The 24,114-nt window shown below is 38.8% G+C and carries 16 protein-coding genes and 2 pseudogenes; 12 read left to right on the forward strand and 6 right to left on the reverse strand.

Annotated features, from left to right (window positions below; all coding sequences use genetic code 11):
* Nucleotides 1–5: 5 nt before the first annotated feature.
* Nucleotides 6–602 carry a hypothetical protein gene (locus tag DMB45_RS07165; protein WP_110688607.1) on the forward strand — a complete coding sequence of 199 codons (597 nt, stop codon included), beginning with the start codon at nt 6–8 and terminating at the stop codon, nt 600–602.
* Nucleotides 603–849: 247 nt separating this feature from the next.
* Here DMB45_RS07165 and DMB45_RS14870 read toward each other — a convergent pair whose 3' ends face one another.
* From DMB45_RS14870 to DMB45_RS14880, 3 genes are read right to left on the reverse strand one after another with little or no spacing between them, the layout of a single operon-like run.
* Nucleotides 850–1,407: a hypothetical protein gene (locus DMB45_RS14870; RefSeq protein ID WP_237143285.1), complete on the reverse strand. Its 558-nt coding sequence runs from the start codon at nt 1,405–1,407 to the stop codon at nt 850–852.
* On the reverse strand, nt 1,361–2,212 hold the full coding sequence (locus DMB45_RS14875; RefSeq protein ID WP_237143286.1) for a hypothetical protein: 852 nt from the start codon (nt 2,210–2,212) through the stop codon (nt 1,361–1,363). The genes DMB45_RS14870 and DMB45_RS14875 overlap by 47 nt, the downstream gene beginning before the upstream one ends.
* A gap of 17 nt (nt 2,213–2,229) precedes the next feature.
* The gene (locus tag DMB45_RS14880) at nt 2,230–2,388 is read right to left on the reverse strand and encodes a hypothetical protein (RefSeq protein ID WP_237143287.1); all 159 of its coding nucleotides are present in this window, start codon (nt 2,386–2,388) and stop codon (nt 2,230–2,232) included.
* Between the two features lie 408 nt (nt 2,389–2,796).
* Here DMB45_RS14880 and DMB45_RS07175 point away from each other — a divergent pair, with 408 nt between their 5' ends.
* From DMB45_RS07175 to DMB45_RS07225, 11 genes and pseudogenes are all read left to right on the forward strand, one after another.
* Nucleotides 2,797–3,048 (forward strand): helix-turn-helix transcriptional regulator, encoded by a 252-nt coding sequence (locus DMB45_RS07175; RefSeq protein ID WP_099292568.1) that lies wholly within the window; start codon nt 2,797–2,799, stop codon nt 3,046–3,048.
* Nucleotides 3,049–3,061: 13 nt separating this feature from the next.
* Nucleotides 3,062–4,135 carry a helix-turn-helix transcriptional regulator gene (locus tag DMB45_RS07180; protein ID WP_110688608.1) on the forward strand — a complete coding sequence of 358 codons (1,074 nt, stop codon included), beginning with the start codon at nt 3,062–3,064 and terminating at the stop codon, nt 4,133–4,135.
* 11 nt (nt 4,136–4,146) lie between these two features.
* On the forward strand, nt 4,147–6,570 hold the full coding sequence (locus DMB45_RS07185; protein WP_110688609.1) for a hypothetical protein: 2,424 nt from the start codon (nt 4,147–4,149) through the stop codon (nt 6,568–6,570).
* Between the two features lie 11 nt (nt 6,571–6,581).
* A complete protein-coding gene (locus tag DMB45_RS07190) occupies nt 6,582–7,847 on the forward strand; it encodes a hypothetical protein (protein ID WP_110688610.1) in 1,266 nt (421 codons plus the stop codon).
* 14 nt (nt 7,848–7,861) lie between these two features.
* Nucleotides 7,862–9,634 carry a type I restriction-modification system subunit M gene (locus tag DMB45_RS07195; RefSeq protein WP_110688611.1) on the forward strand — a complete coding sequence of 591 codons (1,773 nt, stop codon included), beginning with the start codon at nt 7,862–7,864 and terminating at the stop codon, nt 9,632–9,634.
* 2 nt (nt 9,635–9,636) lie between these two features.
* A complete protein-coding gene (locus DMB45_RS07200) occupies nt 9,637–10,935 on the forward strand; it encodes a restriction endonuclease subunit S (protein WP_110688612.1) in 1,299 nt (432 codons plus the stop codon).
* A 141-nt stretch (nt 10,936–11,076) separates the two neighbouring features.
* Complete coding sequence (locus DMB45_RS07205; protein WP_237143288.1) at nt 11,077–11,916, forward strand: Fic family protein; 840 nt, start codon at nt 11,077–11,079, stop codon at nt 11,914–11,916.
* Nucleotides 11,917–11,923: 7 nt separating this feature from the next.
* The gene (locus DMB45_RS07210) at nt 11,924–15,697 is read left to right on the forward strand and encodes a type I restriction endonuclease subunit R (RefSeq protein WP_110688614.1); all 3,774 of its coding nucleotides are present in this window, start codon (nt 11,924–11,926) and stop codon (nt 15,695–15,697) included.
* A 100-nt stretch (nt 15,698–15,797) separates the two neighbouring features.
* Nucleotides 15,798–16,835 carry a hypothetical protein gene (locus DMB45_RS07215; protein ID WP_201797293.1) on the forward strand — a complete coding sequence of 346 codons (1,038 nt, stop codon included), beginning with the start codon at nt 15,798–15,800 and terminating at the stop codon, nt 16,833–16,835.
* Complete coding sequence (gene cap12 / locus DMB45_RS07220) at nt 16,835–17,803, forward strand: CBASS system CD-NTase-associated NAD(+) hydrolase Cap12 (RefSeq protein ID WP_110688615.1); 969 nt, start codon at nt 16,835–16,837, stop codon at nt 17,801–17,803. The genes DMB45_RS07215 and cap12 overlap by 1 nt, the downstream gene beginning before the upstream one ends.
* Nucleotides 17,804–17,826: 23 nt before the next feature.
* Nucleotides 17,827–18,678, forward strand: a pseudogene (locus DMB45_RS07225) (virulence RhuM family protein); the annotation flags it as partial.
* A gap of 1 nt (nt 18,679) precedes the next feature.
* Here the strand turns inward: DMB45_RS07225 and DMB45_RS07230 are convergent.
* The 3 genes and pseudogenes from DMB45_RS07230 to DMB45_RS07240 form a co-directional block, all read right to left on the reverse strand.
* Nucleotides 18,680–18,838 (reverse strand): annotated as a pseudogene (locus DMB45_RS07230) (helix-turn-helix domain-containing protein); the annotation flags it as partial.
* Nucleotides 18,839–19,120: 282 nt separating this feature from the next.
* Nucleotides 19,121–20,509: a tRNA uridine-5-carboxymethylaminomethyl(34) synthesis GTPase MnmE gene (gene mnmE / locus DMB45_RS07235; RefSeq protein WP_041501993.1), complete on the reverse strand. Its 1,389-nt coding sequence runs from the start codon at nt 20,507–20,509 to the stop codon at nt 19,121–19,123.
* 140 nt (nt 20,510–20,649) lie between these two features.
* The gene (locus DMB45_RS07240; protein ID WP_110688617.1) at nt 20,650–24,111 is read right to left on the reverse strand and encodes a golvesin C-terminal-like domain-containing protein; all 3,462 of its coding nucleotides are present in this window, start codon (nt 24,109–24,111) and stop codon (nt 20,650–20,652) included.
* Between the last annotated feature and the right edge of the window lie 3 nt (nt 24,112–24,114).

Consider the following 24,114-nt stretch of genomic DNA (forward strand, 5'->3'; position numbering starts at 1 on the left):
TAACTATGAGTGGTGGATATTTTAATCGGCATATGATTGCCTTCGGAGAGATAGCTAATTCTATTGAGCGTGACATTGCAAGAGCTTTACGACCTAAGCCTGAGAAAATTCGTGAAGTTTATTGGACTATTTACGAGAAAGATAGCCTTAGCTCATACCATAGCTATAAGGACTACATGAGTTTTGCCAGTTATGAAGATGCGGAATCTTTTCTTTTGTTAGATAAAACTATAGTCAAGGCAGAACAAAAATATGCTGACCGACGATTCTTTGATGATGGGGTAATTTTCCAATCGAAAAAGCGAAATATGTCCGACACTCCTGACGGTGAACAAATTCCAGTATTATACTCAATTCACCATTGTTATTATGACCGCTATCCCGATGAAGCGGATGTGTTGGAACTGTCCGATGAGACAATAAATGCTATGAAAGAGGCTTATCGGCAAATTCGTATAGCAGAAATATATGCAACTCGTGTAGATTGGATGATGAGTGGCGATGATAGCGAAGAGAGCTTCCGTGAACGAATTAAAGAAGATTTGGCGGAGTTTGAAAGGGAATATGCGTCAAAAAACTGGACTTTTCTATATGATGAATAAAAGTAACAACCTGTCATAAAATAAAGAAAAAGATGTGTTTTTGCATATCATATGATAGATTGAGTATGATAAAGAAAGCTACCATATCAACCAGTTGGTTGATATGGTAGAATGGTTAACCGTTTCGTTTTGGTGAATTTAGGATGTATGGATTAATTCAGATAGTGAATTATCCGAAAATTTGGGATGGTTCAATCAGAATCTTCTGGAATAATCTAACCATTGCGGTAATTATCCATGCACTATATTAATATCTCCGATGTTTTGAATAAAAATCAATAGCTTGTTCATTAATCGCTTTGTAATTTTCATAGCGACCGCCAAACATTCCCTGCTTTATAGGAGACCATTCATTCTTTAATGAATTTGCACTTTCCCAAAATATGGTATATGGTTCTTTACCCATTCCTCTGACTTTGTATTCCTCTTCACTTCGAGAGAATTGCCCTATCGGAATTGAAAATTCTATGATATAACATTTGTTAAAGCCGTATATTAAAGACTTCATACGTTCCCAGATATAAAAGGTATTTTCATACTCCGAATTAACAACAAAATAATCCTCGAATAAAGGACGTAATTCATCGAGCAAAAAGAAACTGATAGGATAATAATAACGTTGTCCTATTAATTCATTCCATGTTTCATAATCCCAATGGGTGCTACCCAACAAGGTTAACAATGGCTCTCTATATGAAACAGTCATAAAATTAGGAGCAGGGACGGATAGTTTCAAAATACTATCAAGTTCTCTGAATTTACTGTATTTTATACAGGCAATACCGATGGCATTTAATAATAACATTGGGGCTATTGAATGTATACTGATTTCCTTCAATGAAACTCTCACCGTTTTTGAACGGTTTGGTACACAATTTTACCAATAACTCGCCCAAAGGCTTAATGTGATGCCATTTGCCCCATCTGATTGCCAATATTGCGATTTCCATCAAAGGAGTAATTGCACTTTTATGAATTTTCAAATATTTTGAAAAAGATTCTTGTGTTAAGGCAAAGTTGTATTGAGCATGGGCATTTATTATATTGTAGGCGTCATTGCCTAATCGTTCCACTAAATCCATATACTCAATATCGTACTGACCTGATGATAGATATTTCTTACATTTTGCAATCATTATGTCATGCCCCATATTCTTACTGATATGGTTCTCATTTAAAGCAGAAACTTGCTCCAATAATTCTGAAAATAATTCATCAGCACCATTTATAGGTAATAGTTCACCGTGTCTTAGTCGTGTTAATTCCTGTAATATTTCTTTGGATGTACCAACAGTTGCAAAAAACGAATTGTATCTTGGTGCTGTTGCTTCAGATATAATTTTAATAAGTCCTTTATCCCATTCTCCGGACCATCCGCAAGTTATAAGTCCATAATCCTCAAAAATTCGTTCAAGGTATCGTCTCATTATTGGGGGATAATCATCCAATTCTTCTGACATGTTCCTAAATTGGCAATCAATATAATCACCATTGATTTTAATAATTGTTGGAATTTGACAATGAGTAAGTGGTGTAGCTTGTGAAATGGCGGCTTCATGAGAAACCACTTGAGGTATTATTCCTTCTGCTTCAAATGCCTGTTCTAACAATCTGTCAAAATTAGTCGTCAAAATAACGCGGTTAAACCAGCTTTTGCCAATTTGGCAATTGCTTTATGGGCTTTTGTTGGTTGTTTCAAGCCCAATTCTTTTTCTTCTTCAGAGGGTTCAAAAAACTGCTTCATCAACTGTACTCGTTCGGTGGGTGTTTTTACTAACTCTTCCAACAGAAACGAGTAAGAGGCTTCTTTCTCATATTTTTCTTTAAACCATCGGTGTGGATCATCCTTTATAGCCTCCTTTTTTGAAGCTGCTAGCTGTTCTATTAAATTTGTTTCAACTTCTCATCCTGTTGGTATATGTGCAGAGCGTGATGTTCCTGAACCAAGCAAAAGAGCATAAGCACACTTGTTGGAATACATGGAAAAGGCTAATGTTATCAGTTTTTCTATTGTCATAATTTTTTGATATAGATGATATAAGCAAAGTTAGACAATTATATTGGTTTTAAGTAAATGATGGTCATAAATATTGTAGTAATTCGCAATTTTAGTGGAAAATTATATAATTTGAATGATGCTTCAATGAAATAAATTCATTATTTTTGCATGGTAAGGTAAATAGCATAATCCAAAATGGAAGCAACGAAGGATATAAATCGAATCAAAGTTGTTCTTGTTGAAAAGAAGCGGACCAATAAATGGCTGGCAGAACAATTAGGGAAAGACCCGGCAACGGTTTCCAAATGGTGCACAAACACTTCACAACCGGGATTGGAAACATTGTTGCAGATTGCTAATGTTCTTGATGTAGATGTGAAAGATTTGCTGCATTCTACAAAGGAAGATACTATGTATTTTAAAGTTCCGACAAATTTTACTATATAACAGATTCAGTACTATGCCTAAGAATAAGAATGCGGAATATAGGTTTATGGTTTTAGACCGATGCTTTAGTGATTACCATCATAAATATAATATTGACGACTTACTGGAAAAAGTCAACGATAAACTTTATGATGCGAATGGTTGTAAGTCTATGATTTTGGAGCGTCAACTGCGTGGCGATTTTAGTGCCATTCGTAAGATGCTTCCTGATGGAGTTTACCTTGATGCTATTCCGTATGATGGCAAGAAATGCTACTATCGTTATTCAGAACCAGATTTTTCCATTTACAAAAATGAACTTTCTATTTCAGAAGTACAGAATCTCCGATCTACGATAGAAATGTTGGGAAAATACAGAGGGTTGCCTTCAAACAGATGGTTGGAAGAGGTGATATCTAATCTTGAAATTCGATTTGGTGTAAAGGGCAATGCAGAGAATCTTGTTTCATTCGGACAAAACGAACAGCTAAAGGGACTAGAATATCTTTCTATGATTATTGATGCAACAATAAATCATCAGCCTTTGGATATTGAATATATTTCAGCCAACGGAAACCATCACCAACATACATTACATCCATATTTTGTTAAACAATATAATGGAAGATGGTATCTGTTTGAACTGGATGAGAAAGAAGAACGGATTAAAAATCTTGCATTCGACAGAATTCGGAATATAACTACGAGTAATCGTGCGTTTCGGAAAAATGAGTTCATTGATTTCAATTCCTATTTTGACAATGTGGTCGGTGTAACAGTTCCGTATGAAGCCAAGTTAGAAGAGATTATATTAAGGTTTACTCCGCAACGCTTTAAGTATGTTACTTCTAAGCCTATTCATAAATCACAGAAAATTGTAAGTGAAAAGGATTGTATTATTTCTCTTACTGTATATCATACGTTGGAATTGGAACAACAGATTTTCTCTTTTGGCCCTGATGTAGAAGTTTTGTCTCCAGCTTGTTTTAGAAAGGAATTTAGTAGAAAAATCAGTGATTGCATGAAAAAGTATTTGTCTATGCAAAACTTTTGCACAGAAGGTGGTGAACTTTGCGGTCGTAATCAAACAATGGACGTTAAACTTTAATTTTGTTAGATATGACACAGTTCGTTACTCTTTCTGATAAGGCACAGGCTCTCGTAAACAACTATGTAAATAGTTCAATAGCCAAAAGTCCATTTGACAGCAACATTTTGAAAAAGTTACTAATTTCAGTATATAGATATACCGCGAGTGTAGATGTAGCATTATTATCTATCTTGGAAAAATATGTGGTTGATATAACAGATTATTATACAGACGAGGACATCCAGGTTCTTCTGAAGGAATATTCTGCTCTTGCTATATATTGTCACCAGCATGATGAAATTTTTTATAGTTCCTCAAGCAATCAAAAAACATCTGCAATTGCCGGATTTCAAGCTAGTAATTCAGATTTTCTAACTCCAATGTCCCTGATTGAACTGTGTCTTAAAATGTCTGATTGCAAAGCCGACAGCAGGGTATATCTGCCGTTTGCAGGTACATGTTCATTTGCCTTATATCAGACACACTCATGTGTTTTTGATGCAGATGAAATAAATAGAGAAGTTTGGGCTTACTCCAAAATCCTGCTCTCCTCGCAAGGCATTAAAGCGAATGTTGAATGTAGAGATTGCTTAATTCGCAATGAAATGTACGGCACTTATTTTACTATGAATAAGTACGATTATATCTTTTCCTTTCCGCCCATTTTGGGAGGCCGTGAGGAACGATACATTGCAGATACATTTCTTTACCTCGCTCAGAATGCACTAAAGGACAACGGTGAGATTTATTGCATTTTACCAATGTTTTTCTGCTTTGGAAGAGAGTGGTTGGAATTTCGCACATCCATTTTAAAGGAAAGTAACAACATGTTTTCTGCCGTTGTTATATCATTACCGGCACTTTTCCAACCATACTCCTCCATTCCTACGATTCTTCTTTGTCTCAAAAAAGACGGCAAGGGGCAAATCTGTCTTATGGACGCAAAAAACGATGCGTTCCTTGCCACAAAAGACTTGGCTGGATGGACGCAAAAAACATTGAAACCAAACAGTATCATTGAAACCATCTTAAAACAGGATGAGACATATGTATGGGGAGGAAATACAGAGTGTTTATCTGATGATGTCAATCTCTTGCCATCTCGCTACCTCATAAATAGTGTTTTACCCAAAGCAAACAGTGAGGAAAAACTTTTTAAGTTAGCTGACCTTATTGTTATCGTCCCTCTTGTGCGAGACAAAAACATTACTGCAACCGGAATTCCATTGATAGGGATGAAGGAACTTTCATCTTCATATCTGAACTGCGATATCAATCGTGAAGATATTCCTATTTCAAATAAAACGGAATACAGAATACTTACGACTGATAGCCTTCTTATTGGCTTTGTAGGAGGAAAATTTAAAGTCGGAAGGGTGCATGGTGCATCTTCCAATACACCTATTGCTTTAAGACATGAGGTTGTTGCAATTCAACTTAATTCCAATGTCATAACCGAAGATTATTTACTTCGCTGTATTATGTCAGCAGAGACAGAACTCCAAGCTAAGATGATGTCGTCTGGAGTGACTATAACGAGAATAAGCCAACAAGATCTTTTGTCAATCTCAATTATAGTTCCAAATCTTATTACTCAACAGGAAAACTTGTGTAAGGAAGATACTAGAAGTAGCCTGACTGAATCAGATCGTAAACTTTTGGAGTCTGCTGAGGTTTTTCGCCGTGATATACATATGAAAAAACACGCTATTGGCCAGACCATTTTCAATCTTAACAATTGGATGAAAGTGTTGCAGCGTGCTCGTAGAGACGGTAATGGCATTGTGGATGATAATGCTACAGTCGGCACTGTTCATAAAATAAAAGTGTCTGATATTTATGCAAACTTGCAATTTATTATGCAAGAATTGCAGATAAAAATAAACAAATTGGATAGTGGATATGGTATGCAGAGTAGTGAGGTTGCATTAGTTGACTACATTGAAGATTATATCAAAAAAAATCAAAGTCCGATTTTTCTGTATGCTTTTGATAGTTTGGTACATCGTGCTTCACAATCTATTTGCGATGAAAACGGAGATGTTATTCTTGAAAAAGGTGATGCATTGGAATTCGTTCAATTCCCTTTAGAAGCATTAACTATTATTTTTGATAACATTATCAGCAATGCTTGTTGCCATGGATTTGAAAATAGTGCAAACCCAAAGAATATAGTCAAGATTGATATTTTATCAGAAGGAGAAGATTATATCGTAACTATTTCTAACAATGGTGCGCCATTGCTTACAGGTTACAACACTGAAAATGTGCTCACATATGGGGTGTCTTCCAAAGAAGGTAACGGACATTATGGCATTGGAGGTTATGAAGTTCGCAAATTGATGAGAGAATTCGGCGGTGAAGCAAAATTGATATCCAATCCGAATGATGATTTTTGCATTACTTATAGGCTCATTTTCAAAAGCACCAATATAGTTGCATCATTTAGTTAACATAGAATGTTATGAGTGAATTTAGATATAAAGTTTTGTGGGTGGACGATCTGAGTGGAACCCAAGACGAGATTTTTGCAAGCGGATTTGAGAGTGTCGCTGACGAATACGGCATAGACCTTACTATGTTTACAAACTGGGAAGAGGCTGAAGCGAACTTGAGAAAGGACTTCAAATCATATTCTGCTATCATTCTTGATGCGAATTGCAAGTATGGTAAAAATGATAATAAGACAGATGAACTATTCATTCCATCTGTTATATCATCGTTAGCCCGTATGTTTGGTGAGAAGAGACAAACAAAGCCATGGTACATACTTTCTGCCGGTACAATGGGTAAATTTGATGATGTGATTCAAATAGCAGAGAGAGAGCATGCTACGCATCAAGAGGAATGGGGTAATATGGTATATTTAAAAGATGCCATCGATAATTCCATGAATTCCGTAGATACGATGTTTGAGAACATCGTAAAGGTGGCAAATGCTCAAAATGCGAATATCATTGCATTTAACTTTCAGGATGTTTTCAAATATCTTGGTGAAGGAAAGCTTATTTGCAAGGAAGCACGTACCATTATGATGGATATGCTCTGTACATTTTACTATCCTGCCGAATATTGGCAGTTCAAATATGAGGGAAATCCACTTCGCAAAGTAATGGAATACATCTTTCGTGCTGCATATAACTATGGATTGCTACCACAGGAATGCTTTGAACGGAATAATCAACTTAATTTATTAGAGTCTAATCGCTATATGTCCGGATTAGTGACAAAGCATAGCGAATTACGTTACGGTTCTGAGAATGATACAATATTTCCAAAATCTATTGGGAATATTACGTTGCAGATAATCAATTTTACCAATACCGACTCGCATACAAATGAAGAGCATCCATATACGATAGACGATAAGGATTTGGAAATTTCAGAAAGCGAAAAAGAAATTTACTTTTCATATGTTCTTCAATTATGCCATGTGATTAAATCCTTTGGGACATTCGTTGATAAACACCCAGACAAGGAAGCAAATAGAAAGATGAAAAGAACTGTCTCCACTTCTGTCCCATCTATCAATGATTCTGCAACATCTCCGGTCGGGCAAAGGTCAACGATTTTAGCTGGCGAAAACGGACCATACATACTGAATTGCCGCTTAACTCCATGTTTTGCGAAGTATATAGGAAAGAATGCCACAATCACTGAAGTCAACACTAATAAAGGAAAAGACGTTGCAGACTTTCCATATTATGCCAAAGTTAATGTAGAAAATTAAAAGCAGTAAGATATATGAGCAACAATATACAGCAACAAACAACGATTAATATTCAAGAGAAAGCAAACCTTATCTGGGCTATCGCAGATAAGTTAGTAGGTGTTTATAAACCTCACGAGTATGGTAATGTCATTCTTCCCATGTGCGTTATCAAACGCTTTGAAGATACCCTTGCACCTACCAAGCAGGCTGTTCTTGATACAAATGCCAAACTTGATAAAGATGGCATTGTGGTGAAAAAGGGATTCTTGGAAACAGCTGCCGGGCAGCAATTCTATAACCTTTCTCCGTTCACATTTCAAAGCCTGCTGAACGACCCCGAGAATATCAAAGAGAACTTTGAATCATATCTCAATCATTTCTCTGAAAATGTAATTGACATCATACATCGTATGGACTTCGACCGTGAACTCCAAAAGATGGCTGATAACAATGTGCTGTATCTTGTCATTAAAGAGTTCTGTACCGCCAAAGCCTATCTTGGAGCCGATGTGGTGACCAGTGTGGATATGGGTTACATCTTCGAAGAGCTTGTGCGCAAATTCTCTGAAAGCTATGACGAACAGGCAGGAGCGCACTTTACCGCCCGCGACATTATCTACCTCATGGCAGAACTGCTTGTCGCCAACGATGAACAGAAGTTGGAGCGTGAAGGTATTACTGCCTCTATCTATGACATGGCTATGGGTACAAGCCAGATGCTGGGTTGCCTTACCGAACGTTTCCTGAAGATTGACTCGGAAGCAGAGATTACAAGTTACGGGCAGGAATTGAACAACCAAACCTTTGCTATTGCCAAAGCTGATACGCTTATCAAGGGTGGCAATGCTGATAATATGCGTCAGGGAGATACGCTTGGCGATGACAAGTTCTCCGGTTACAAGTTTGATTATATCATTTCAAACCCACCTTTTGGTATTGAATGGAAAACCTCTAAAGAGAATGTAGAGAAGGAGCACGCACTGGGTGAAGCCGGTCGTTTTGTACCCGGGCTTCCTGCCATAGGTGACGGTCAGATGTTGTTTTTGCTCAATGGTATATCCAAACTGAAAGATGAGGAAGGCCGAATGGCAATCATTCAGAATGGTAGTAGTCTTTTCAAAGGTGATGCAGGCAGTGGTGAAAGTGAGATTCGAGGTTATTTATTGGAAAACGACTGGTTGGAGGCAATCGTGCAGTTGCCTAACGACCTCTTTTACAATACAGGTATTGCCACCTATATTTGGATTGTCACTAAGAACAAGAGTGAAGAACGTCAAGGTAAAGTCCAGCTTATAGATGCGAGCCAATGTTATGACAAACGCCGAAAGAGTTTGGGCAATAAGCGTGTGGAGATAAGTGACCGCTGCCGAGAACTTATCATGGAGGCATACAAAGATTTTACCGATTGGACTTACCAAAGTGATGACGAGACTTTGAAGGTAGAAAGCAAGGTCTTGGACAATGAGTATTTTAAGTACACCAAATTGACTGTCGAACGCCCGTTGCTGGATGAAGAGACGGGAGAGCCTATCCTAAAGAAAGGTAAACCACAGCCGGATTCCAAGAAACGCGATACGGAGATTGTCCCTTGGACCGAGGATATCAAGGAATACATGCAGAAGAACGTCTTCCCTTATGCCCCTGATGCTTGGATTGACGAGAAGAAAACCAAGATTGGTTATGAGATACCGTTTACTCGTGAGTTCTATAAATATGTGGCTCCACGCAAAAGTGAAGACATCTTTGCACATCTCAAGGAATTGGAAGAATTGGAGAGTAAGTTAATGACTGAGATATTAGGATAATTATGGCAAAGACTTACGATACATATAAAGATAGTGAAGTCGCATGGATTGGAGAAATCCCGAGTGGGTGGAAAATTGTGCGTCAAAAGAATATTTTTTCACTAACAAAGCAACTTGTCAAGGAATCTTGGAAGACGACCCAATTACTTTCACTTACCACTAAAGGTATTAAATGTATAGATATTGGTACAACTAGTGGTAAAGTCCCCGATTCATACAACACATATCAAATAGTCTGTCCAAACAATTTGGTTATGTGTTTGTTTGATTTAGACTGCTCTGCTGTATTCTCGGGACTAAGCAAAGTCTATGGCATGATCTCTCCAGCATACAAAGTACTAAAAGTAAATGAAGAATATGATCCACAATATTACACATATTGGTTTGATTATATTTTCGATGGAAGAAAATTCATGTATCTTTCAAAAAATATCAGATACTCTTTGACTTATGATGAATTTGCCTCTCTTAATATTCCTAACCCATCATATGCAGAGCAACAAGCTATCGCTTCTTTCCTTGACAAGAAATGTGGGGAGGTTGACTCTTTGATTGCTTTGCAGGATGAAATGATTGGCGAATTACAGGCTTACAAGTATTCTGTAATCACAGAGGCTGTCACCAAAGGGCTTGAGCCAAATGTAAAAATGAAGGATAGTGGTGTTGAATGGATTGGGGAAATACCAGAGAAATGGGAAATCAAACTTCTTTCAAAAATTATCTGGTTAAGAGCCCGATTAGGTTGGAAAGGTCTTAAAGCCGAAGAATATGTAGAATTTGGTTATCCCTTTTTATCAGCCTTTAACATAGTTAATAACCGACTTGATTGGTCTGAATTGAACTATATAAACCAGCAAAGATTTGATGAATCTCCTGAAATAAAATTATCTATAGGTGACGTTTTAATTGTAAAAGATGGAGCAGGAATTGGTAAAATTGCAAGAATTGACAGTTTACCTAATGGGGAATCAACAGTAAATAGTTCATTAGGAGTGATTACGCCATCAAAGATTCTAAATTATAAATATCTTTATTACTTTTTATTAAGTAATCCATTTCAAAACATGGTAGGATTTTTAAGAAATGGAATGGGAGTACCCCATCTTACACAAGAAAACATGAAGTCAGTTTTGATACCAATTCCATCTATTGAAAAACAGGTATCCATTGTTTCGTACCTTGACAAAAAATGCGAAGATATAGACTCTTTAATCTCATTGAAACTACAAAAAATTGCAGAACTGAAGGACTATAAGAAGAACATTATCTACGAGTATGTCACCGGTAAGAAAAGAGTTTAAGCCATGAAAGCAGACAATAAAACCTTACTGCTGCAACTACTTCAGCGGCACAAAGAACTGGGAATATCGAATCAGATAGATTACGACAAATTCTATCTCTACTCGATTATTACTCATTCCACGGCTATTGAGGGTAGCACAGTGACAGAAGTTGAAGCTCAGCTTCTGTTTGACGAGAGTATTACAGCAAAAGGCAAACCCATGGTTGAACAGCTGATGAACCTTGACCTGAAAAACGCTTACGAATACGGTAGAGAATGGATAAAGTGTCACGAAGATATCACGGTGGACTCTCTGATTACGCTTGCTTCCAAAGTGATGGCAAGAACAGGTACTGAATATAATTCTTTGGGAGGTAGTTTTGACGTATCTAAAGTAGAATTGCACAAACTGAATGTTACTGTCGGAGCAGGAGGACGATCTTATATGAACTGGATGAAAGTACCTCAGAAACTCGAAGCATTTTGCATAGAACTTAATGCCCGTCGCAAAGCACTTGATACCAGTGATATTGCAGCTATCTATGAACTGAGTTTTTGGGCGCATTATAAACTTGTGACCATTCATCCGTGGGCGGATGGAAATGGCAGGACCTGTCGTCTACTAATGAACCTTTTGCAAATGGAATATGACGTATTGCCGACAAAGGTTTTGAAGGAAGATAAGAGTGAATACATTCAGGCTTTAATCGACACAAGAAAGCATGAGGATATAGAAATCTTCCTGAATTGCATGACAGAGCTGCACTGCGCTCATTTGAAATATGGCATCGAACAGTATGTTAAATCGGTGGAAGTGGTCGATAAAACAGACTTAATCAAGCAAATGGTCGATAAAGACGAAATAAAGACCGAAACAATTGTCAGTGCTTTCGGCTTCACCGAAACAACAGCCAAGCGTTATTTTCGTCAATTGACAAAATTCGGATATTGGGAAGCTCACGGAGGCAATAAAAACAGGACTTACATTAAAAAAGATTAATTGTACTATGGCACATACAGATTTATACGAGAAGAACTTTGAAGCGGATATTGAACAATACCTGCTCACGGAAGGTGGCTATATCAAAGGAAATCAAGCCACATATGACAAGGGAAAAGCCATTGATCTTGATACCTTGATTCGCTTTATCAAAGATTCCCAGCCGAAAGTTTGGGAAAAGTTTGAACGTAAATATGGTAATGGTGCAAAGGCGCAATTGTATAAAACCATACAAGGTGACATCCTGAAGTATGGGTTGATACATACGTTGCGCAATGGAGTGAACGACTTCGGCATTCCATTGAAACTCTGCTTCTTCGCTCCCACATCAACGCTTAATCCAGAACTGATAGAGAAGTACAATAAAAACGTATTGGAGTGTACCCGCCAATTCGTGTACAGTAAGGATGTGAAGAACTCCATCGACATGGTACTCTCTCTCAATGGTATTCCTGTTGTGGCCATAGAATTGAAAAACCAGTTTACCAATCAAGACTTAAGTGACTCCATCGAGCAATGGAAGACAAATAGAAATCCGAAAGAACCGTTGTTCCACTTTGACAATCGTATTCTGGCTTATTTCGGCTGCGACCTGTATGAGGCTGCAATGGCAACCGAATTGAAAGGAGAAAAAACATTCTTCATGCCTTTCAATCAAGGTAGCAATGGAGCCGGTAACGTGGGTGGTGCGGGCAATCCGCAATGCGATGACGATGAGTATGTGACATCTTATCTGTGGAAAGATGTCCTGCGCCGCGATGTATTGTTGGCAATCCTCCAACGTTACATCATGCGTCAAGAGGAAGAAAAGATTGCTATTATCAAAGACAGGCATGGAAAAGAGAAAGAGGTATCAGACAAAAGTGTAAAGATTATCTTCCCACGCTATCACCAATTAGATGTGGTGGAAAAACTTATCACGAATACAGAACAGACTGGCTCCGGCTGCAATTACTTGATTCAGCACTCAGCCGGTTCCGGCAAATCCAATTCCATTGCTTGGCTGACATATCGGCTTTCTTCACTACACGACAATCACAACAATCACATATTCAAAGGAGTGTTTGTGGTGACTGACCGACGTGTATTGAACAAACAACTTCAAGACACCATACTCGGTTTTGAACATGTAGAGGGCACGGTAACTACTATCACGGAAAAAGATGCAAATGCTAGTGAAAAGCTGCGTGATGTCATCAACTCAGAGAAAACAGGTATTGTCATTACAACACTGCAACGCTTTCCTCAAATCTATGAGCAAATCACTTCACACAGCGGTAATCGTTATGCGGTCGTGGTAGATGAGGCTCATTCCAGTCAAAGTGGAAAGAGTGCGGAGAAGCTGAAAGCAGCTTTGGCTGATACAGACGAAGCCCTGAAGGAACTTGCTGACTGGGAAGAAAAAAGTGTTGAAGAACTGGAGAAAGAACAAGACAAGTTGATGCTCGACCTGCTAAGTCAAGGTCAGCATAAAAATCTCTCTTTTTATGCTTTTACAGCTACTCCAAAGCCCAAGACTCTTCAGACCTTTGGTATTTTAGTTGAAAAGGGAGAAACCCCCGATAAGGATAAATACAAGGCCTATCACAACTATTCTATGCTACAGGCTATTGAAGAAAGCTTTATCAAAGATGTGTTGAAAAACTATACTACGTACCAGATTTCATATGAAATAGCCCGTCAATCAGAGGATAACCCTGATTACGAAGAGACGCCAGCAACGATCGCTTTGAAAGCGTTCCATGATAATCACAAGGATACTATCAATAAAAAGACTGCTATTATCGTTGAGAAGTTTCGTGAAGTGACTCTTCAAAATATGGCAGGAAGAGCTAAGGCAATGGTCGTAACCTCCAGTCGTGCTCATGCAGTACGTTACTTTTTTGCAGTTAAAGAGTATTGCAGAAAACATCATATTATAGACATCAATCCGATGGTGGCATTTTCCGGCACGGTGGAATATAACGGAGTGGAATACACTGAGCCAAAACTCAATACGAGGGGAGAAAAGAGCATATCTGAAGATAAACTTCCGCTCTACTTCGCAAGTGACTTTTACAACATGCTGATTGTGGCGGATAAGTATCAAACCGGGTTTGATGAACCGATGCTTCACACAATGTTCGTAGATAAGAAACTGAAAAATGTGAAAGCAGTACAGACTCTATCTCGTCTGAATCGTGCCAATCCTTTGAAAGAAGATACATACGTTTTTGATTTCGTAAATAGTTCTGAAGAAATTAAAACTGCTTTCGAACCATTCTATAAGGGTACAGAGTTAATCAATCCTGTTGATGTGAACTATGTATATCAGTTTCACAAAGACATCGAGCTTTACCACCTTTGGACCACTGAAGATGAAGAAAAATTTTATGAACTGCTTATTGCTACACAGGACAAGAAAAACAAGTCAAAACTGGGTGCATTATCCAATGCATTAAAGCCAATTGTAGATAGGTTTGAGGATCTGGATGAAGAAATTCGTTTCATTGTGCGAGGCAAAATTAAGAATTTCATTCGTTTCTATGCTTACATGGCGCAGATCGCCCGTACCTTTGACAGCTCGTTAATGAAGTCATATATATTTGCCGATTACCTCTATCGTGTATTACCAAAAAATCCGCGAGAAAGAGTTGATTTGGACAAAAAGGTGCGTCTTGTTAACAATATAATCAAGGCTAATGAAATGATGCATATATCTTTGGATGGAAACAAGCCTGAGATTAAAGGAGAGAATCCAGGAGCAGGTCGTAAGCCTGAAGATACTCGTGATTTGCTAGATAATATTATTGCCAAGGTAAATATTATGTTCCGTGGTGAGTTCTCAGAAGCTGACCGGGTTATGGTTGAGGGCATTTTTGACCTTATACAGAAATCTGCAACGAAAAAAATGCAGAAACAAGCTGTCGGTAACGATGAGAATCAATTTGTAGAGAGCATCTTTCCGGATATTTTCAGCAAAGCGGCTCAGCAGTGTTATACGACACAGACCGATGCTTATCGTAAATTGTTTGAAAATCAGGAGTTCTATCAGACGTTGATGCAGCAGATGGGACATGCCATATATGAACGCTACCGCGAACAAGAGGAGAAAGCCTATACCATAGAGAATCTGCGAAGTAAAATGATTCCTTTAATCCGGGAGGAATTTGTTGGAATAGCGGGAACAAGCAGAACACTCGAAGAGGCATTTGAATGGATGATAAAGGTGATTAAAGTATTCAGCATTGATAAGTACAATGGCTTGAATGATACGATACTCAATACTATGTTTAAACTTTATTGTAGTCCGAATACTCTGACTTTGGCAGAGAAACGCATTTATCTTAAGGCCCTTGTAACAGGCTATGAGTCATACTTGAAGAAACTTCATTTCATTATTAAAGACAAAGAGGTTACTGATAAAAATGGAGAAGTTGAATATGCAGCTCTGAGTAATGCTTTGTATTGTATGCAACTAAACAAACTGCAATATAGTGACAAACCTATTGACCAGAAGTTTGCACAGTATATTGATATTCTTGTGAACTTACGCAATGAAGAAAATCACCAGGCTAAGATCCTTGATGCAAAAGAGGTTCAATTAGGGATTCACGTTGTGACCACTATGTTTATGTATGTGACATTTAAAAACATAACAGAACTCGAAATGGTAGAAGATAAGTTTAATATCAAACTTATTGACAATCAGTCAAAAACATATACCATAATGGAAGAAGAGATTGATAGTTGTATGGTAGCAGAGAGGGCTTCTGAGTATTCTTCAAAAGGAAGCAATTAGATGCGATTTTTTCAACTTTAAATTTGCTATGCAAAAAGGCTGCATAGATGCGTATTAATTTTGTGGCGATAAATCAAGTTTAATCATTAAAAGTGTAATTATGGCTGATTATACAACTCTTATTAATCGTATCGAAAGTAGATACAATCCGGATTCTCTTAGAGAAGTCCGACTGAATTCCATTTCTTCCCTTTCTGGCATAGACAAGGACATTGCAAAATATGTAAAACTTGCAATGAATGAAGTTGACCCTATATATACGAACAAGACTTTAGAAGCAGGTGAAAATGCGAAATTGCATTTGCAAAGAGAACTACAGCAAAGTGTCTATTTTCAATACCAGGGTTCTGTAATGACTAGAACTCATATTCGTGGTGTGAGTGATATTGACTTGCTTACAATTACAAGTAAGTTTCAAGACACCGATTACAGTAGAGCTAAGGCATTTGTCGAAAATCATCCTTACTCGTATGACACAGACACGATGCGAATAAAGAATTGGGTCAACAACTTTACAAGATATACAGGAGAAGCGAATAATGATTTAAGACAACTCCGCTGGGAAGACGAGAGAATTTTACAATCTCATTATGTAATATGCGATATTACGAAACCAAAATCCATACGTATAACGAACCAAAACCTACATCGCGATGTTGATATCGTCGTTGCTTCATGGCATGATTCTCTTGAATACATTAGTGGAAATGGTGATATATATAGAGGCATTTACATTTACGATAAACAAAAGAATGATCGTCTTGGACCTGACTATCCATTCCTTAGTATAGATAGAATCAACACGAGAAGTTCATACACCGAAGGACGACTCAAAAAGATGATTCGATTCCTTAAAAATGTAAAAGCGGATGCTTCAGTAAATATAGACCTAACCAGTTTTGATATAAATGCAATCTGCTATGATATTAACACCGAATTATATCGTAATTCTTATTACTTAGATTTAGTTCGTATATTATGGAATAAACTTTATAATTTAAGCCAAAATGAATCAGAAGCAAATAATCTTAAATCTGTTGACGGTACAGAATACATATTTAGATATAATCCGTCTAAGCTTGAAAATTTAAAGCGACTAGAAATTGAAGTTTGGAAAATTTACAACGATATAAAATAATGAAACCAAGAATATTTATAGGTTCTTCTACTGAGGGGCTAATTGTTGCTCAAAGAATTAGAACATTCTTTGAGCAAGACTATGATTGTTATATTTGGAATGACAGCATATTTCAATTCAATGAAAGTTTCTTGGAAACATTGCTCAAATCAGCCAGTCTGTTTGATTTCGGTTTTATGGTTTTCGCTGCTGACGATATTAGCAAAATCCGCAATCAAGAATATGATACAGCAAGAGATAATGTGCTTTTTGAATACGGACTCTTTTTGGGAAGAGTTGGAATTGACAGAGCCTATATCATTAAAGAAGATACGGTTAAAATACCATCTGATATATTAGGCGTTACATTATTATCTTACACGACAACTTATAACCAAGATGGGATCAAAATACCTAATCAGGACTTTGAAACGCAACTGTCAAATCTTAAAAAGAAAATTGATGAAAAAGTTGCTTTAGGACATCTTGGGCTTTTGCCTTCTACTGTTATCGCAATTTCTTATTTTGAGAATTTTATCAAATTGTTGGCAGATGAGATAATTAGACAAGGTGATAAAATTCAAATTGGGGATAAAATATACAAATCTGCGAAGATTAGAATTGTTATCCCAAGGACTCTTGATGCTGATATGAAAAGGCAAGCAACAATATATTTCCGAAAAATACATTTTGAATCTTGTCCAATCACAACTGTTCATCGTAGTTATCCGATTTATGTCGAATCCACCTTTGAAGGTAATGTTAAGGACGAAACAATTATTGCAGACATGCCAACTATCCTGAGTGGTATTGACAAGGCAATTGACATGTATTTCAGAGTAGGCCACATTGGTAAAACACAAGAACAACAACTTACAGAAGAAAAAGAATTGAATAACTTCACACGTGTTTTGAGTCTGCTAATTTCACAAGAAGCCTTTTGCAGAGAAATTGTTGAAATCGTAGATGATGATAACCAACCGATCTAGTCATCGTAATATTTTTTATTTTTATGGCAAAGAATATAGAAATACGAAATAGTACGGCTGAGTTTCTCATCTTCATGCTTGAAGGCAAGGAGGATGGGATTCAAGTGATGTATAAGAATGAGACCATTTGGACGACACAAAAGGCGATGGCGCAGCTTTTTGATGTAGGAGTACCTGCAATCAGCAAGCATCTTAAAAATATTTTTGAGAGTGGTGAGTTGGACGAACATTCAGTTATTTCCAAAATGGAAACAACTGCCTCGGATGGCAAGAATTACGATACGACATTCTATAATCTCGATGCCATTATTAGTGTCGGGTATCGAGTCAATTCTGTTCGTGCCACTCAGTTCCGTCAGTGGTGTACGTTTGTACTCCGGCAGTTTGCCATCCGTGGATATGTGCTTGATCATAAGCGAATGGAGAACGGGACTTTCTTAGGTGTAGATTACTTTGAACATTTGCTTGCCGAAATAAGGGAGATAAGGCTGAGTGAGCGTCGTTTTTATCAGAAACTGACCGATATTTATGCTACGGCTATAGACTATAACAAAGATGCTCCGACAACTCGTCTTTTCTTCAAAAAGGTACAGAACAAAATGCACTATGCTGTGCATGGGCATACTGCTGCGGAGTTGATAGTCGAACGAGCCGATGCGAATAAGGAACACATGGGATTGACCACTTGGGAAAACGCTCCGAATGGAAAAATTGTCAAAACAGATGTGTCTGTAGCGAAGAACTATTTGCGAGAAAAAGAATTAGAAGAAATGGGTAGGATAGTCAATGCGTCCCTTGATATGGCAGAAAGTATGGCTATGCGTCATATACCTATGACAATGGAAGATTGGGCAAAGCGAATAGACAAATTCATTATACCTCCTGCATTTCTTGACACTCTTTGAGTTCCATTCTTCGCTCCTTCATGCGGTGTTTGTAACCTCGTTTGGAGCATTGCGGACTGCAATAATTGGTGGTGGTCTTTTTTGCCATGAAAGGCTTGCCGCACCACTGGCAGATTCTTTTTACTTCCATTTTTGCTATTCTCCATATTTTAGTAAAATGAGCATTTTACAGCTCGGATAATTTCCCTTTTTGTCCACTCTCGTAAACCATTGTCAACACACGACAACAAATGCGTCAGTGTGACATCGGGGACAAACCCCAATTTGTTTCGCGGTAGAAATACGGTAGAAAAATATGGTGAACAACACTATCCAATCGCTATGAACTGGATTTGGGGTAAATAAAAAAGCCTCTGAAATTCAGCGACTTCATTATAGTTGATTCTAATTCGTTGCGGTTAATTGCGATGTATCATTTGCCGATACAAAAATTCTTAAAAATATTGCCCAAAACCTCATCGGTAGTGATTTCACCGGTGATTTCGCCGAGGTAGTGGAGGCATTCCCGGATATCCTGGGAAATGAATTCGCCGCTTAAGGTGGTATCGAGAGCGGTGACAACTCGGCGAATAGCTTCGAGAGCGTGTGTAAGGGCTTCGTAATGCCGGACATTACTGACAATGACATTGCTAAAAGCTTCCGTGTTGACGGAGGAGGTCAACCAACGGATAAGGGTATCCATATTATAACCTTTCTTAGCAGAAACGGGAAGGATCGGTTCGCCGGAAATCTGAGTCTCTATCTCCTCCTTAACGGCATCCAGGACCTCCGTCCGATCCATTTTATTTAACAGAATCAATAATTTAGCATCGGGAGAGAGACGTTCTTTCACCTGCCGGTAGTAAGGAATAAACTGGTCGCTGCTCCGGTTTACATCCTGCAAAAGTAATACGACTTTCGCCTGGGCAATTTTAGCAAAGGTACGTTCGATACCGAGATTTTCGACCGTGTCGGAAGTATGACGTATACCGGCCGTATCGATAAAACGGAATAGCATACCGTTTAAACTTATGGTATCTTCTATTACATCGCGAGTCGTCCCTTCTATATCAGAAACGATGGCCCGGTCTTCTTTCAGCAATGCATTCAAAAGCGTACTCTTCCCGACATTGGTATTCCCTACAATGGCCACCGGAATACCGTTTTTAATGACATTCCCGAGTGAAAAGGAGTTGCACAACTCGGCAATCATATTTTCTATTTTTAGGGCAATAGCACGAAGTTCCGCCCGATTGGCAAACTCCACGTCTTCCTCCGAAAAATCAAGCTCTAACTCCAAAAGAGAGGTGATATGAAGCAATTCCGCACGCAATTTTATCAACTCCTTTGAAAACCCGCCCCGCATCTGATTCAACGCCATTTTATGAGCTGCAGCAGAAGAGGAAGCGATCAGATCGGCCACCGCTTCCGCCTGCGACAAATCCATTTTTCCGTTTAAAAAAGCCCGTTGCGTAAACTCGCCGGGACGAGCCAAACGAGCTCCACGGGAAACAAGCAACTGCAATATTCGCTGTTGAATATACACGGAACCATGACAGGATATCTCCACCGAATCTTCACCGGTAAACGAGTGAGGTGCGTGAAAAACAGAGAGTAAAACTTCATCCACCAACTCCGTCTCTTCCATAACACGCCCGAAATGTACGGTGTTAGGCTGTACGTCTGTCAATTTCTTAGCGGAAGGCGATAGAAAAATTCGGTCACATAAAGCGATAGACCCTTCTCCCGACAACCGTATAACCGCAATAGCACCGCTTCCCGGTGCCGTTGCAACGGCACATATTACACTCTTATCAGTCATAATCTCTCTTTTCCGCAAAGATACGTTTTTTCACCGGAAGAGAAATAGCGAAAGTACAGTTTCCGGTTTCCAATCAAAAGACATATATGAATTCGGTGATTGAGAGATTCTGAGATTAAGTCATTGCAATAAACATTATATCACTCAATTACTTCATCCTCTTTTCCCTCATCCCAAACCCATTTTATCGCATCGGCATACACTACCTGATTGTCCGAACTTCCCTTATCACTAAGCACAACAGAGGATTCGCCGGAGGAGAAATGGAACCGCCCCAAAGACAACCATCCTCTCCCGGAGAAAGGTATCTCTATTTCCACTTCGGACTCTTTACCCTCGTGACTAACGGTATAGTATTGCTTTATAGATTCTGCCTTTCCCGCTCTTGTAACCATCGAAGCAGATATAATAGAGGCACCACTTCCTTTGTATTGATATTGAGTTAACTGCATATTGTCAGGAATATAGGCAAAAACTTCATAGTATCCCGCTTTATCTATTTGCACGGACCACTCGGCCTTACTGTTCCCCTCCCCGCTCTTCTTCATCCAACCGCTACGCACGTATCCCCCGTATAGATCCGAATGAGTGACGAGCGTCCACTTATTGGTAGCCATAAAATTATTGTATCTGACTTCGGATGTATCGGCGTTTTTAAACCATTTACGTATTGGACTATCGGAAGAAGAATCCGATATCCGGAATCCTTTCGAATCATTATCCACTATCAACTCCCCTGCTTCGGGCATAAAACGGGCAGTATCTATCCTTTTTTCTCCTTCCGAGGACGCTTTCGTTTTTTGCCGATAATTCCGAGGAATGGTTATTATAGCGGGAATATTTCTGGAAATATTGGTATTCAATGTAGCCGACATGATATTGCCTTCACATATAACAACAATTTCTTTAGCCTCCTTGGATTTTACCAATACATTTTTACTCTTACTATTGTCATTCGTTTGACCGGAATTCATTATAACTACTCCTCCCACGTTTTTCAACCGCGAGGGCATAACAACATAGTTAAGGGTAACCACTCCGTCCACATCACTATCGTTATATACACTTGCCTGAATACGATAACTCCTGTGACCGCGATCTTTATCTTTTGTTTCGATCTCTTCAATAAGGCAATCCCGGATCAAGAAAGCGGGTATTCGATCCACCGTATACCATTCGGGTAATATTTCAAGCCAATCCATCTTAAAACGCTTTACAAACTCCCGGTTAAAATCGGAAAAATCCACTTGCCGGTATTTGTGTTGCTCCATATACCCGTTGATAAACCTTATCAAATCTGCAGAAGGCACGATCATACCCAAATATTGTTTTTGCAAAACCGTCGCTTTCATACTTAACACCTGACGCAACACATCCGATGGGATCTCCGGATCTTCAAGGGCCTCTTTCACGCTATGATTCTCAAGATAACGAACGGCTCTCCAGTACGAACTGCTATATAACGGGGTAAATTGCTGCTGTCCCTCTTCCGGCTTCATCAAACCATTCAATATCAAATTCATCACCGGATAATCGGAGGAGTATAAATAACCCGAATAACTAAAAAACATGGGAGAAATATCAAACAGATTACCGTTTAACCTATAACCTTTTATCCCACCTTTCCGGGGAAGACGCCTCATCAAAGGATTTCCTTCTCCGAACCATCCGTATTCACCCATAAACGTATTTCGAATAAATTGTTCAACCCACAAGCGTTCCATGGCGCCCCAATCCAATTCCGTCCCTTTCATCAACCGTACGTTATTAGCATAAGATCTGCTGGACCCTTTAAAATTCATACTGAAAAATCCCACGCCACGTTCGGGCAAAAAAACCATTTCCGGTTGAACTTGTTCGCTCTCTCCTCTTTCATCCCGATAATAAGAGGCAAAAGAAGCCGGGGCTTCTATGGCCATGAAACGACGATAAGGATACCTACGGCCCTTTGCATCTTCTATCTTGACTTTCATATCGGATAATATCGATTTCATCGAGTCCTGCACATGACTTATATAAGCCATAAAATCATCATGTCCTTCCGCCACGTAAAGTTCAAAAGAGACCGAATCCGCTGTTACCGAGTATCTCTTATACGAACCGATACACAAGGATAATCCCGGCAAAGGGTTTTCGTTTCGAAAAACAAGCGTATCACCGGATGGTTCCGGATTCCCCTGAGACAATATCGTTTTCTCTCCCAGACCGACAACCTTTAAAACATAAGAGGTGAAATCTTTCTGAATGTCATACACATTCGTCAGGTTCAAGGGAGGAATACTAACCGGATACCACAAACATTCCGGTGTCAGAAGCGTGTAATCCGGTCCAACCATAGCATACCTTTTCCCGGAGCGAAAAAGAGAGGAGCCTATGGTTCTGCTGTCGAATACCAGTTCATCCGGCTGGTCGACATAGCAAATCGACTCGTCTATCCGTCCTCCGTAATCCAAAACATACCTCACGCTATCCCCACTTTCTATTTTGTCGTCCAAGATTAACACCTGATGATCCCTGGAAAAAGAGACCTCTTTTCCCTCTTTTAATATCTTATCCACCTTCAATCCGGGATTCAGGTACAACACGACAGTACGCACCTCCCGATCATGAGGGTTTACCAATTGAATCTCCGTTGTCACCTCTATCCGATCCCCCTTTTGTTTATAAACCAAAGCCTGAGACTTTCGAGTCAGCTTGGGGCATGCTTCGTACCGGTTATAACTCATCCGGTACTCTTCCCGGTCATGCATGGATCTCCGTGTAGAGGAAAACAGGACAAACCAACAACATACACCGAGCAAAACCAGTATTGTCGCAATCAACCGCTGCTTCATTCTGAGTCCCGGACGATTTGGGATGCGCTGTAAAAAAGCAATCGAATAACCGATAAAGCCCATTCCCAAGAATAACCACGTCAAACGTTGCCAAACTACAAACCCCGACTCCGGATACCCCGTTATATCGGAATAGGCATTCGGAACGGTCGTACCTAAAAAATCATAAAATCCCCGATGAATATTGCTTAAATAAAACAACGTCAGAAAAACAAACCCAAGCATAAACAGAATCGTCAATGCTTTATTACGCAAGATGCTTACCGTTAAGAAAGTAAATCCTAAAATAAACACCAAGGAAGGGAACAGAAACAATACCCAATATAAAGGATACAAGAAAGCATTAAAAGGAGCATCACTGAAAAAGAGGTTTACCATGACTCCCAAAAGCAGAGAGACAATTGCTAATCCCATGAATATTCTAACACTTCCCCAAACTTTCCCTATCACATAATCCGCATTACTCATCGGACGAGCATGGAGAATCTCCATCGTGTCCACTTTACGGGTTTTATTCAAAAGCTCTCCTGCCAAAAAGATAACAGTTATCGACAACGCGATACCGAAAAGATAGACATTCATATAAGGAACATAAGAAGACAATGCGATTTGATTCCATGATGTCCATCGTACCATATTCCCCTGTACCAACAGCTGAAAAAAGGTGATCCCTACCAAAGAAAGAATGGCCAGCATCCTGAACAACCAGGAGCGTCTCAGTATCTTTGCCTCATAACGGGCTACTGTATTTATATTACGAATATTCATATT

The organism is Sanguibacteroides justesenii (assembly GCF_003204205.1).
GTDB lineage: Bacteria > Bacteroidota > Bacteroidia > Bacteroidales > Marinifilaceae > Gabonibacter > Gabonibacter massiliensis.

What these genes read in the sequence shown, in the direction of transcription:
- DMB45_RS07165 (WP_110688607.1), top strand. Translation starts at nt 6, where the DNA reads ATGAGTGGTGGATATTTTAATCGGCATATGATTGCCTTCGGAGAGATA.
- DMB45_RS14870 (WP_237143285.1), bottom strand. Translation starts at nt 1,407, where the DNA reads ATGTTATTATTAAATGCCATCGGTATTGCCTGTATAAAATACAGTAAA.
- DMB45_RS07175 (WP_099292568.1), top strand. Translation starts at nt 2,797, where the DNA reads ATGGAAGCAACGAAGGATATAAATCGAATCAAAGTTGTTCTTGTTGAA.
- DMB45_RS07180 (WP_110688608.1), top strand. Translation starts at nt 3,062, where the DNA reads ATGCCTAAGAATAAGAATGCGGAATATAGGTTTATGGTTTTAGACCGA.
- DMB45_RS07185 (WP_110688609.1), top strand. Translation starts at nt 4,147, where the DNA reads ATGACACAGTTCGTTACTCTTTCTGATAAGGCACAGGCTCTCGTAAAC.
- DMB45_RS07190 (WP_110688610.1), top strand. Translation starts at nt 6,582, where the DNA reads ATGAGTGAATTTAGATATAAAGTTTTGTGGGTGGACGATCTGAGTGGA.
- DMB45_RS07195 (WP_110688611.1), top strand. Translation starts at nt 7,862, where the DNA reads ATGAGCAACAATATACAGCAACAAACAACGATTAATATTCAAGAGAAA.
- DMB45_RS07200 (WP_110688612.1), top strand. Translation starts at nt 9,637, where the DNA reads ATGGCAAAGACTTACGATACATATAAAGATAGTGAAGTCGCATGGATT.
- DMB45_RS07210 (WP_110688614.1), top strand. Translation starts at nt 11,924, where the DNA reads ATGGCACATACAGATTTATACGAGAAGAACTTTGAAGCGGATATTGAA.
- DMB45_RS07215 (WP_201797293.1), top strand. Translation starts at nt 15,798, where the DNA reads ATGGCTGATTATACAACTCTTATTAATCGTATCGAAAGTAGATACAAT.
- cap12 (WP_110688615.1), top strand. Translation starts at nt 16,835, where the DNA reads ATGAAACCAAGAATATTTATAGGTTCTTCTACTGAGGGGCTAATTGTT.
- mnmE (WP_041501993.1), bottom strand. Translation starts at nt 20,509, where the DNA reads ATGACTGATAAGAGTGTAATATGTGCCGTTGCAACGGCACCGGGAAGC.
- DMB45_RS07240 (WP_110688617.1), bottom strand. Translation starts at nt 24,111, where the DNA reads ATGAATATTCGTAATATAAATACAGTAGCCCGTTATGAGGCAAAGATA.